The 10,794-nt window shown below is 58.9% G+C and carries 11 protein-coding genes and 1 tRNA gene; 8 read left to right on the top strand and 4 right to left on the bottom strand.

The window, feature by feature from the left end; genetic code table 11:
* The first annotated feature begins 104 nt into the window (after positions 1 to 104).
* The 3 genes from hfq (at position 105) to AAC126_RS12990 (ending at position 2,602) form a co-directional block, all read left to right on the top strand.
* Positions 105 to 365 carry an RNA chaperone Hfq gene (hfq, locus tag AAC126_RS13000; protein ID WP_339853987.1) on the top strand — a complete coding sequence of 87 codons (261 nt, stop codon included), beginning with the start codon at positions 105 to 107 and terminating at the stop codon, positions 363 to 365.
* 11 nt (positions 366 to 376) lie between these two features.
* Positions 377 to 1,672 carry a GTPase HflX gene (hflX, locus tag AAC126_RS12995; RefSeq protein WP_339853985.1) on the top strand — a complete coding sequence of 432 codons (1,296 nt, stop codon included), beginning with the start codon at positions 377 to 379 and terminating at the stop codon, positions 1,670 to 1,672.
* Between the two features lie 105 nt (positions 1,673 to 1,777).
* The gene (locus AAC126_RS12990) at positions 1,778 to 2,602 is read left to right on the top strand and encodes an inositol monophosphatase (RefSeq protein ID WP_339853983.1); all 825 of its coding nucleotides are present in this window, start codon (positions 1,778 to 1,780) and stop codon (positions 2,600 to 2,602) included.
* A 44-nt stretch (positions 2,603 to 2,646) separates the two neighbouring features.
* Here AAC126_RS12990 and argC read toward each other — a convergent pair whose 3' ends face one another.
* The 3 genes from argC to mazG form a co-directional block, all read right to left on the bottom strand.
* On the bottom strand, positions 2,647 to 3,612 hold the full coding sequence (argC, locus tag AAC126_RS12985) for an N-acetyl-gamma-glutamyl-phosphate reductase (RefSeq protein WP_339853981.1): 966 nt from the start codon (positions 3,610 to 3,612) through the stop codon (positions 2,647 to 2,649).
* A 36-nt stretch (positions 3,613 to 3,648) separates the two neighbouring features.
* A complete protein-coding gene (locus AAC126_RS12980) occupies positions 3,649 to 4,398 on the bottom strand; it encodes an SDR family oxidoreductase (protein WP_339853979.1) in 750 nt (249 codons plus the stop codon).
* Between the two features lie 61 nt (positions 4,399 to 4,459).
* The gene (gene mazG, locus AAC126_RS12975) at positions 4,460 to 5,323 is read right to left on the bottom strand and encodes a nucleoside triphosphate pyrophosphohydrolase (protein ID WP_339853977.1); all 864 of its coding nucleotides are present in this window, start codon (positions 5,321 to 5,323) and stop codon (positions 4,460 to 4,462) included.
* 172 nt (positions 5,324 to 5,495) lie between these two features.
* On the opposite strand from mazG, the gene AAC126_RS12970 reads away from it, so the two are divergent.
* The gene (locus AAC126_RS12970) at positions 5,496 to 6,647 is read left to right on the top strand and encodes an MFS transporter (RefSeq protein ID WP_339853975.1); all 1,152 of its coding nucleotides are present in this window, start codon (positions 5,496 to 5,498) and stop codon (positions 6,645 to 6,647) included.
* A 72-nt stretch (positions 6,648 to 6,719) separates the two neighbouring features.
* Here the strand turns inward: AAC126_RS12970 and AAC126_RS12965 are convergent.
* A tRNA-Leu gene (locus tag AAC126_RS12965) sits at positions 6,720 to 6,804 on the bottom strand.
* Positions 6,805 to 6,923: 119 nt separating this feature from the next.
* On the opposite strand from AAC126_RS12965, the gene AAC126_RS12960 reads away from it, so the two are divergent.
* The 4 genes from AAC126_RS12960 (at position 6,924) to AAC126_RS12945 (ending at position 10,785) form a co-directional block, all read left to right on the top strand.
* Positions 6,924 to 7,517, top strand: a complete 594-nt coding sequence (locus AAC126_RS12960) for a hypothetical protein (RefSeq protein ID WP_339853973.1) — start codon at positions 6,924 to 6,926, stop codon at positions 7,515 to 7,517.
* Positions 7,518 to 7,749: 232 nt separating this feature from the next.
* Positions 7,750 to 8,742, top strand: a complete 993-nt coding sequence (locus AAC126_RS12955) for a tripartite tricarboxylate transporter substrate binding protein (RefSeq protein ID WP_339853971.1) — start codon at positions 7,750 to 7,752, stop codon at positions 8,740 to 8,742.
* Between the two features lie 53 nt (positions 8,743 to 8,795).
* Positions 8,796 to 9,290: a tripartite tricarboxylate transporter TctB family protein gene (locus AAC126_RS12950; RefSeq protein WP_339853969.1), complete on the top strand. Its 495-nt coding sequence runs from the start codon at positions 8,796 to 8,798 to the stop codon at positions 9,288 to 9,290.
* Between the two features lies 1 nt (position 9,291).
* Positions 9,292 to 10,785: a tripartite tricarboxylate transporter permease gene (locus tag AAC126_RS12945; RefSeq protein ID WP_339853967.1), complete on the top strand. Its 1,494-nt coding sequence runs from the start codon at positions 9,292 to 9,294 to the stop codon at positions 10,783 to 10,785.
* Positions 10,786 to 10,794: the final 9 nt, after the last annotated feature.

Here is a 10,794-nt window from a genome sequence, read left to right as displayed (position 1 = left end):
AAATAGTTATATAAAGGAGATGCTCATTTCGCATTTGCGAGATGAGGGCGGTGCCAGGCTTTTTAAGGCATGCGCTGAAACGCAACGAACAAAAGGTCCGTGCAATGGCCAACGAAAAGAATCAAAACGTTCAGGAAGTGTTCCTTAACGCGATCCGGAAGAACAAGACTGCGGTTACAATTTTTCTTATCAACGGTGTGAAACTCCAGGGCATCGTCACATGGTTTGACAATTTCTCCCTGCTGTTGCGCCGTGACGCTCATTCGCAGTTGGTCTACAAGCACGCGATCTCGACGATTATGCCGTCTCAGCCGGTTCAATTGTTTGAGCCGACACGGGAAGAAGGTGCTCTTGATTCTGAATGACCGGAGCGTGCATGGGTAGCACGCCGGGCGCGAGCAGCGGACTGGCTCTCGTCGTCCATCCTTTCGAAAAACAGAGAGCGGGTGAGCCCGCGGCACTGCGAGACCCGGAGGGGCGTCTTGCGGAAGCCGTCGGGCTGACTGCGGCCATTGAGCTCGACGTGGTTCACGCCGAGACCGTTTCGCTGTCCAAAGTCCGGCCCGCGACCTATCTGGGTGGCGGGGCCGTTGAACGGTTGGCGGGAACGGTCAAGGGGCTGGAAGTCGATGTCGTTATCGTCGATGCCTCGCTCTCTCCGGTGCAGCAGCGCAATCTCGAGAAGGAGCTTGAGTGCAAGGTCATTGACCGTACCGCTCTGATCCTTGAGATCTTTGGTGCCAGGGCGCGGACCCATGAAGGCCGTCTTCAGGTCGAGCTGGCGGCTTTGACGTTCCAGCGCAGCCGCCTGGTCCGATCATGGACACATCTTGAGCGCCAGCGTGGTGGGTTTGGCTTTGTCGGCGGCCCCGGTGAAAGCCAGCTCGAGATCGACAGGCGCCTGATCCTCGAGCGTATTTCCCGGATCCGTAATGAGCTTGAGGACGTAAAGCGGACGCGGGAGCTGCATCGCGAGTCCCGGCGCAAGGTGCCGTATCCGATCGTCGCGCTCGTCGGCTATACCAACGCCGGAAAATCGACACTTTTCAACCGGCTGACCGAGTCCGAAGTGTATGCCAAGGACCTGCTCTTCGCGACCCTTGATCCGACCATGCGCCGGGTGGAGCTGCCATCCGGGCGGACGGTGATCCTGTCCGATACCGTGGGCTTCATTTCAGACCTGCCGACACATCTGGTCGCGGCTTTCAGGGCCACGCTGGAGGAAGTCCGCGAGGCGGATATTCTCCTGCATGTCCGCGACTTCTCGCACCCCGACAGCGATGCGCAGCGGGATGACGTTTTGTCGGTCCTGCGTGATCTGGGGCTTGAAGAGCAGAAGCTCGAAGACCAAACGGTCGAAATTCTGAACAAGATCGACCTGATGGAAGATCCCGCCAGTCTGGATAGTGCGTCCGGGAAAACGCACCGGATCGCGGTTTCCGCGCTCACGGGGGAGGGCTGCAAGAATGTCCTCTCCGTGCTTGATGAAATGATCGGCGCGGCTGACGTCACACGGACTTTCGAGCTCGATGTCACCGACGGAGCCGCGCTTGCGTGGTTGTATGAGCACGGTCAGGTCATGGAGCGGCAGGACGGGGAAACCGACATTTTGATGAAGGTACGCCTGGCTCCCGTGGATGCGGAACGTTTTGACGCCAGGTTCAATGTCTGAACACGATATGTTGATGGTGATTTAGATCACTTCCAGAACAGGGCGTATACGGGTAGATATCCAGACCCGCCTTGCATCGTCCGATGCGTCAGTTCAAAGGATCGCATGACCAATATCCCAGACCCCGCCGCAGTCATCGAAATCATGCGTGAAACGGCGGATGCCGTAATTCTCCCCCGTTTCCGTTCTCTTCAGTCCGGTGAAATCCAGGAAAAAACCGGACCGGATGATCTGGTGACCATCGCGGATATCGAGTCCGAGCGCCGCATGACCCCGTTACTGCGTGATCTGTTGCCGGGCTCAAGCGTGGTTGGCGAGGAAGCCGTCGCCGATGATATTTCCGTTCTCGGCAATCTCACGGCGGAGGCACCAGCCTGGATCATCGATCCGGTTGACGGTACGCGTAACTTCACCAAGGGAAGCCGCAATTTTTGCGTGATGGTGGGGCTGGTTTACCGGCGTCAGCCGGTTCTTGGCTTCATCCTCGATCCGCTGGGCGAACGCTGTGCGTTTGCCGTGCGCGGTGAGGGGGCGTGGATGCGGGATTATGACGAGCGTGATTCAGCATTGTCCGTGCTGGCACCAAGGCCAAGCGGGGAAATGCGGGGAGCTCTGAATTTCCGTTTCCTGTCGTCGCCCCTGAAGGAGGAGATGAAAGAGCGGGCCAAGACCGGGGTACAGGATCATTTCCGGCTAGGCTGTGCCGGCCACGAATATCTCACGTTGCTGACAGGCGACGCGCATTTCGCCATGTATCCGAAAAATATGCCGTGGGACCACGTGGCGGGTGCTCTTCTGCACCAGGAAGCGGGCGGTTTTCACGCCCGCTTCAACAAGCGCCCTTATTACCCGGATCAGCTTGACGGCGGTCTGCTGATCGCGCCGGACGAAGCATCCTGGGACGAGCTCAGGGAAAAGCTTTGGCCATAATCACTGGGCCTGTGCAACCTCAGGGGCTGCAAGCCGATGACAGCTCAGGCCGCGCTCTTGTAGGTAAGCCCGCGGCCTTCTTCCAGGCCCAGCATCAGGTTCATGTTCTGAACCGCCGCACCCGAAGCCCCCTTGCCCAGATTGTCGAGTGTCGCCGCCAGCACGCATTGTCCGTTCTTCTCGTTCGCAAAAACGTAAAAACGGATAGTGTTGGTACCGTTCTGCTCTTCCGGATCCAGGCGGGGAAGGGAGGCTGCTTCATCCAGAGGTGCCACATCAGCGAAGAGATGTCCGCTGTAATGGTCGCTGAGGCATTCGTGAATCCGCGCCGCGCCGATGCCTTCCTTGAGGGCCCAGAGATGCAGGGGCACATAGACTGCCATGCCCTTGTAATATCGTCCGACGCTCGGCTGGAAGATCGGCGCGTGCTCCAGCATGGAATATTGCTGCATCTCCGGCAGATGCTTGTGCTGCAGGTTGAGGCCATAGGCAAACACGTTCGCGGAAAGATGATCCGCTGCCGAAGTGTCTTCCATGGACTGGATCAGCGCCTTGCCGCCGCCGGAATAACCCGAAACGGCATTGACCGTGACCGGGTAATCGGCCGGAAGCAGGGCGTTCTCCACCAGCGGGCGGATCAGACCTATGGCGCCGGTCGGATAGCAGCCGGGATTGCTGACAAAGCGCGCATGGCGCACGGCCTCTTCCTGGCCGGAGCTCAGTTCCGGAAAGCCGTATACCCAGTCATTATCCACCCGGTACGCCGTTGAGGCATCGATTACCTTCGTCTCCGGATTCTCGATCAGTGACACGGCTTCGATGGATGCCGCATCCGGCAGGCAGAGGATGGAGAGATCCGCTTCATTCAGCGCACGGCGTCGGGCTTCGGTATCCTTGCGTTCGTCCGCGCCGAGACTGATCAGGGAGACATCGTCCCGCCCCGCCAGTCGCTCGCGGATCTGCAGGCCCGTGGTCCCGGCTTCACCGTCGATGAAAATGCTTACCGCCATAGCGGATCTCCTCGTTGCGCAGCCCTGTTGCCGCGCTTATTTCCGCACAATATTGAATGGAGAGAAGGCTTGGCAACCCGCCATGATTTCAATCCGGTTGATATTCACATTCGCCGGGCGCGATGCGGCCCAGAAAATGGCGTCGGCGATATCGTCGGCCGTGAGCGGATCGGTGCCGTCATAAAAATTGTCGGCTTTGTCGCTATCGCCCTTGAAGCGGACGGCGGAGAACTCGGTATTGGCAAGGCCCGGTTCGATATCCGTTGCCCGGATGTTCTTGCCGACAAGGTCCGCGCGCAAGTTCAGGGTGAACTGTTTCACGAAGGCTTTGGTGGCGCCGTAGACGTTACCGCCCGGATAGGGCCAGCTGCCGGCGACGGAGCCGAGATTGATGACATGGCCGCTGCCGGCGGAAACCATGTGGGGAAGCATGGCGCGGGTGGTGTAGAGCAGGCCCTTGATGTTGGTATCGACCATGGTTTCCCAATCCTCGATCGCAACCTCGTCGGCACTTTCCAGACCGAGGGCGAGACCGGCATTGTTCACCAGCACGTCGACCGGCTTGAAGCTCTCCGGAATGCCGGCGATGCAAGCATCGACGGCGGCCTTGTCCTGCACGTCGAGTGTCACTGCATGGCATGGTGTCGGCAGTTCGCCCTGTAATTTCTCAAGACGGTCTGTGCGGCGGCCGGTGATGATGGTCTGCCAGCCTTCGGCGGCAAACCGGCGTGCAGTCGCTTCGCCAAATCCGGAGGTCGCACCAGTGATGAAAACGGTTTTGGTCATGTCTTTTCTCCTTCGATAAAAGACAGTTAAAACAAAAATTTATGTCATTTTGTTGATGTGATCAGGCTTTGTCGAACTGTTTGGCGCGTTGCCAGAGATCTTCCAGTTCACCCAAATCCGCCTGATCCGGGGAGCGTCCCGTTTCATCATGCAGCATTGTCTCGACAACCCGGAATCGGGTCTCGAATTTCCGGTTGCAGCGCCTGAGGGCACTCTCCGGGTCGATATCGAGTTTGCGGGCAAGATTGACGCAAACGAACAGAAGATCGCCGATTTCATCCTCGATCCGGTCGGGGTCACGCTCGGCCGGATGATCCTTCAATTCCGCGCGGACTTCGGCGATCTCTTCTTCCAGCTTGTCGAACACCTGATCCGTCCCCGGCCAGTCGAACCCGACGCGGCCGGCGCGCTTTTGCAGTTTCACCGCTCGCATCAGGGCGGGGAAGGCCGAAGAGACATCATCCAGAGCGCTTGGCCGTACATCACTTTTGGCGGCTTTACGGGCGCGCTCTTCGGCTTTTTGCACTTCCCAGTTCCGCGTCTGGGCGTCGGCATCGGCAACATTCTCTGACGCGAAGACATGCGGATGCCGCCGGATCATCTTTTCGGTGATGGCATGCGCCACGCTGTCGAAATCGAAATGCCCGGCTTCCTGACCGATTTGCGTGTGATAGATCACCTGAAGCAGCAGGTCGCCGAGTTCTTCCTCGAGATGGGGCATATCCCCTTCGGTGATGGCATCCGCAACCTCGTAGGCTTCCTCGATGGTGTAGGGCGCGATCGTCTCGAAACTCTGCTCGATATCCCACGGGCATCCGCCATCTGGATCGCGCAGGCTCGCCATGACCTGACGCAGCCTCTCAATGGGAGGCAGGTCGGGGGCGGGGATGGGTTTTGCCGCTGAATTCTTGATCTTTTCTGTCATGATGGCGAAACCATAATCGTTGCCTCGATATGGTTAAAGGCCGAAGCGTTTCACTGGTGTGATTTCATTCGGCCGGGCTGTCTGAATTCTGGCTCCAGCACGCAGAAGCCTTGACCTGACAGGATTAAGTCAGATCATGAGCGGTCTTTAATCATTCCAGAATCCCAATCAAATGATAACGATTCAATCGGGGCGTTTGCTGTCCTGGGCGCTGACGGCCGGGATTATGGTGATCGGCTCGAACTCGTTTGTGCTGAGCCCGATCCTCGGCGATGTCGCACGTGACATGGAAGTTCATCCGGCAATAGTGGCGCGGGCAATCTCTGCGTTTGGCGCCGCGACGGCGGTCTCGTCACTCATCTATGCGCGCTATGGCGGCGGAGTATCCGTCCGGCGGGTGCTTTCGGTGGGAGCGGCGATGATGGCGCTGTGTTTCATCGTCAGTGCCATCAGCGAGACCTGGCATGTATTGGCTCTGGCGCAGGGAGAGGTCGGCCTGGCTGTTGGACAGATGCTGCCGACGATCTATGCGACAGCAACAGCGAGCGCACCGGAAGGACAGGGAGCCCAAATTCTCGGCAAAGTGATTCGCGGCTGGGCGATCGCACTTGTTCTCGGGGTGCCGTTCTCGGCATTTGTCTCGGATCTCGCGGGGTGGCGGGCGGTTTATTACGTGCTTGCCGGATTTGCCGGGATCACGGCGGTCGCCTTTACGCGGATACCACTGGGGGCGGAACAAGCGGCTGACAGGGTGGCGATCAGCGTGAAGCAGGCGCTCGTCCGGCCAGGAGCTGTGCCCCTGCTTGTCATTTGCCTGCTCTATATGACCGCGTTTTACGGTCTCTATCCGTTTCTGGGCGTCCGGCTTGGCGAAACGTTCGGGGCAAGCGCGACGATGTCCGGCTTCGTCGTCCTTACGTACGGCGCCGGGTTCGGGATCGCCAGTACCTGCATGTCCTGGGTGGATCGTGCGGGGCCGGCGCGTGTGTTTCCAGGTATTCTCGGCTTCCTCTGTCTCGTCTATCTGGCGCTTGTGCCGGCCACGACGAGCTATCCCGGCGCACTTGCCGCAGGTTTTGTCTGGGGTATGGCAAACCATATCGGCGTGAACCTGATCATCCTGTTCTTGTCGCGGCGGGGAGATGACGCACGGCCGGTTCTGATGGGGCTGCACACCACAATCACCTACGGCGCAATCTTCCTTGGCCCGTTCGTGTGCGGCATGCTCTATGCCGCGAACGGCTTTCCCGCCGCGTCTTTTGCGGCCGCGGGCTTGCTGGCCGGTGCCGGGCTGGTGGCGTGGACGAAGCGGCACCTGATGTAGGATGTTTATGCGATCTGATGGGCGATCAGTGGAGAGTTTGAACGCGCCGTGAGCGGTCGGCAGGATTCTGAATGGTGGCCCCGGAGGGACTCGAACCCTCACGTCCTAAGACTCGCGATTTTAAGTCGCGTGCGTCTACCAGTTCCGCCACGGGGCCCGCCGCTTACCAGACGCGGGATACCTACATTAAGGCGCTCGCCACGCCAAGCGGTTCTGAACAAGTATCAGGAGGTGCGGGATGGAAGCAGCTGGAGCCAAGAGTTGGATTTTTGCCATATGAAACGATCGGTAAGTCGCATGATGTTACGTCCCGCTCCGGGCCGTACTCGGGCCAGAAGCGTTTTGGCAAGAGCAGCCCTGGTGTGTTTCTGTTTATTGTCGATAAGGGCCGAAGCGCAAAATCATTCTTCATTCGCTTTCATGCCGAGCCAGATTCAAGGCGTCTGGGTGATTGAGGAGGTCGATTTCTCCGGCATAACCGCCGTCACACCAGAGCAGGCCGAACCTTTCATCGGCGGCCGTATCGAGATCACGAATTCCCATCTGGATGTTTTAGGCTACCGATGCCGCGTTGACCGCTACGCGGCGGAATTGATCGATAATACAGCTGGCTATTTCGGTGAGCGCTGGTTGTTCTCGAACGACCTCAAGTCCGAGGGCCTTCGCAAGGCTCCGGATTTTTATCCCGACTGGCTGAAAGTTGAGTTGACCTGCGCTGATGAAAGCAGGCCATCGATCGACGAAAAGGATGCGCTTTTCTTCTGCACTGCCGGGGACTCGATGGACGGAAAGGCTTTCGATTATTTCGGTGGCGATTTTCTGGTCACCAGTTGCGACGGGCCGAATTATATTTTGCGAAGAGTCGAATAGACTGCCGAATCGCCCGATCCCTGGACACGCGATGACAAAGCATTTGGATCTGATCCTTTTGCTTGGGGGCGCTGCCCGGTGATGCTTGATGGCGGGAATTATGCCTTGCCTATGCGGAATATATTTTCCTAACTACTCGGCGCCTTAATCATTCCGCGAGCAACGACTCACGGAACCAAGCGCTGCCTCTTTGGAGGGCGCAAAAACAAATACGACTTAGGGAGTCGAAACTATGAAACGCACTTTGCTTGGCGCCGTTGCGGCGTTGGCTCTTTCTTCCAGTCTTGCCGTTGCGGACTATCCCGAGCGGGAAGTGCTCGGTGTCGTGATGTGGGGCGCCGGTGGCGCGACCGATACCGTGGCCCGTGCCGTTAATCCGGCGGCTGAGGAAGCGCTTGGAAAGCCGATTGTTGTGCTGAACAAGTCCGGCGGAGCCGGCGCGATCTCGACCGCTTTCGTGAATGCGGCTCCGGCCGACGGGTACACATTCCTTTATGGGGCCGAGAATCCGCAATTGCATCCGGTGATGGGTGTTTCCAGCCTCGACTATTCCTCTTTTTATCCGGTCAACATTCTGGGCCGTGGCGTTGCTGTGATCGCCGTTCCGTCGGACTCCAAATACAAGACGATGGCCGACCTGCTGGCTGATATCAAAGCCAATCCCGGTGCCGTTAAAATGGGATCGACCGGTCCCGGCGGCTTGCCAAGCACGATCAGTGCCTTGATCGCGAACGCTGCCGATTTCGAGGTCACCGCCATTCCGTTCGGCGGTGAGGGACCGGGCCTGACCGCCATGCTCGGCGGCGAGGTCGATTTCATGCCGTCCGGCATTTCCGCCGCAGCCGAGCAGATCAAGGCTGGCAAGATGCGGGCGCTGGCCGTGGTGAATCCGTCATCGGTAGACACGCTGCCGAACGTACCGCCGATCACCGACGCTATTCCCGGAATGGATAAATTCCTGCCGTGGGGGCCGTTCTACGGGGTTTTCGTGCGCAAGGATGCGCCGGACGACGTGAAGGCCGTTCTTGAGAGTGCCTTCAAGAAAGCCGCCGAGAGCGAACAGTTCACCACGCTGATGGCCAATCGGGGCAATGTGATGATGAATATCTCCGGCAGTGAAGCGGAGGCGTTCCTGAAGAAGTGGCAGCAGGTCACTGTCTGGGCACTGCAGGATACGGGCGCGGCAAAGGTCGACCCGGCTTCTCTCGGTATCAAGCGGCCGTAATGGCATGCCCTGGGGCCGTCTTCGGACGCCCCCAGGACTGCTATTGATCATCGATGATGCTTCATAAAATGAAGGGATCGGGCGAGGCCCTGTTCTCGCTCATCCTGGTTCTGTTCAGTGCCGCCGCATTCTGGCAATCCTATGGTATTTCAGGATTCGGCGGCCTGACGACTGCGGGCATGTTCCCCATGCTTGCCTCCGCGACCATGCTGGCCGCGGCATCCTTTGTCCTGTCCGGGGCTGTGCGGGGCTTGTCCGAAAGCGATGCCGCCGACAGGCCGGTGACGGCGCATGCCGGCCCGGTATTTTCGCGCGATCTGCTGATTATCGTCGCGATGGTCGCCGCCTATGTCGCCGCGATGCCCTATATCGGCTTCGTGCTGTCTTCGGCCTTGTTCCTGTTCGCCGCGTTCTCTTATCTCTGGCGCCAGGGCCTGTTTCTCTCGCTGCTGATCACGGGCGTCTCGATTGCCGTGATCTACGTTGTTTTTCGCCTTGGCTTCCAGGTTGTCCTGCCATCGGGAACGTGGCTGCGGGGAGTTTTCTGAGATGCCGGAGATCCTTTCCAACTTGTCGATCTCATGGTTCGATCCCTGGCTGATGCTGCTGACGGCTGCGGGAACCATGGCGGGGATCTATGTCGGGGCGATCCCCGGCCTCTCCGTCACCATGGCAACCTCCATTCTGATTTCCTTCACTTTCAAATGGCCGGTGAATGATGCCCTGGCGCTGATTGCCGGTGTCTTTGTCGGCGGCGTATATGGCGGCGCACGCACGGCCATCCTGCTGAACATACCGGGTGCGCCGAGCGCAGTGGCAACGGCAATCGAGGGCTACCCGATGGCCCAGCGCGGAGAGGCCGGGCAGGCGATCGGACTGACGACGGTGATGTCTGTCATTGGCGGGCTTGTGGGGATTCTGGCACTTGCCATTTTCGCCCCGGCTATCGCGAACTTCGCCCTGATGTTCCAGTCACGGGATTATTTACTGCTTGGCCTGATCGGTATTTTGCTCGTCGGGGCCCTTTCCGGGGAAAGCTTTGCCAAAGGTGTTTTCGCGGGTGCTCTTGGCGTGCTGATCGGAATGGTCGGACTGGACCCGATGACGGCCGAGCAGAGACTGACTTTTGGCTCGATACAGTTGATGGGCGGCATTCCCTATGTTGCCGCCATGATCGGCTTTTTTGGCGTGGCCGAAGCGCTGGTGCAGCTCCACAATCTCTCGCTGCCGCCGATCCGGCAGAAAATCGGCAGCGTTATTCCCGGGCTGGCCGACATACGGCGTTATCTCGGTCTGGCGCTGCGCTCCTCTGGTATCGGAACAATCATCGGCGCCCTGCCGGGAACCGGCGGCGATATCGCTGCATTGCTGGCTTACGATCACGCTAAGAGATCGACGAAGAAGCCGGAAGTTCCCTTCGGCAAGGGGGCGAAGGAAGGGCTGGTGGCGCCGGAGACCGCGAATAACGCGGCGGTCGGCGGCGCATTCATCCCGATGCTGACACTCGGTATTCCGGGGGATGCGGTGACTGCGGTCATTATCGGCGCGCTGTTCATTCACGGCCTGAAACCGGGGCCGTTGCTTCTGATCGAAACGCCGCACCTGTTCTGGTTCATCGTCGGAAATCTGACGCTGGCAAATCTGTTCCTGCTGATATTCGGGCTGAGCGGCATCCGGGTCTTCACCAAGATTGTCGAATGTCCAAAGGCGATCCTGATACCGCTGATCATCGTGCTCTCTGCCGTCGGCACCTATGCCATCCAGAACAATCCGGTCCACATCACCTGGATGCTGGGTTTCGGTGTGGCCGGTTATTTCATGAAGGTATTCGGCTTTCAGGTCGGCCCGGTGATTCTGGGAGTGATCCTGGGGCCGATGCTGGACAGTAATTACCGGCGGGCGATGATTGGCGCGCGTCATGATATCGGCGAGTTCCTGTGGAACTTCGTCGCTCATCCGATATCGCTCGCATTGACCGTATCGTTCCTGCTGCTGCTGATTTCTCAGACGTCTCTCTGGCAACGCCGGGTGCGGAGCGGTTAGCCGGAGGGG

It is taken from the genome of uncultured Nisaea sp. (genome assembly GCF_963974195.1).
Taxonomy (GTDB): Bacteria; Pseudomonadota; Alphaproteobacteria; order Thalassobaculales; family Thalassobaculaceae; genus Nisaea.
The sequence above is the reverse complement of the archived record's forward strand: the minus strand, read 5'-3'. Positions and strand labels throughout refer to the sequence as shown.

What these genes read in the sequence shown, in the direction of transcription:
- hfq (WP_339853987.1), top strand. Translation starts at nt 105, where the DNA reads ATGGCCAACGAAAAGAATCAAAACGTTCAGGAAGTGTTCCTTAACGCG.
- hflX (WP_339853985.1), top strand. Translation starts at nt 377, where the DNA reads ATGGGTAGCACGCCGGGCGCGAGCAGCGGACTGGCTCTCGTCGTCCAT.
- AAC126_RS12990 (WP_339853983.1), top strand. Translation starts at nt 1,778, where the DNA reads ATGACCAATATCCCAGACCCCGCCGCAGTCATCGAAATCATGCGTGAA.
- argC (WP_339853981.1), bottom strand. Translation starts at nt 3,612, where the DNA reads ATGGCGGTAAGCATTTTCATCGACGGTGAAGCCGGGACCACGGGCCTG.
- AAC126_RS12980 (WP_339853979.1), bottom strand. Translation starts at nt 4,398, where the DNA reads ATGACCAAAACCGTTTTCATCACTGGTGCGACCTCCGGATTTGGCGAA.
- mazG (WP_339853977.1), bottom strand. Translation starts at nt 5,323, where the DNA reads ATGACAGAAAAGATCAAGAATTCAGCGGCAAAACCCATCCCCGCCCCC.
- AAC126_RS12970 (WP_339853975.1), top strand. Translation starts at nt 5,496, where the DNA reads ATGATAACGATTCAATCGGGGCGTTTGCTGTCCTGGGCGCTGACGGCC.
- AAC126_RS12960 (WP_339853973.1), top strand. Translation starts at nt 6,924, where the DNA reads ATGAAACGATCGGTAAGTCGCATGATGTTACGTCCCGCTCCGGGCCGT.
- AAC126_RS12955 (WP_339853971.1), top strand. Translation starts at nt 7,750, where the DNA reads ATGAAACGCACTTTGCTTGGCGCCGTTGCGGCGTTGGCTCTTTCTTCC.
- AAC126_RS12950 (WP_339853969.1), top strand. Translation starts at nt 8,796, where the DNA reads ATGATGCTTCATAAAATGAAGGGATCGGGCGAGGCCCTGTTCTCGCTC.
- AAC126_RS12945 (WP_339853967.1), top strand. Translation starts at nt 9,292, where the DNA reads ATGCCGGAGATCCTTTCCAACTTGTCGATCTCATGGTTCGATCCCTGG.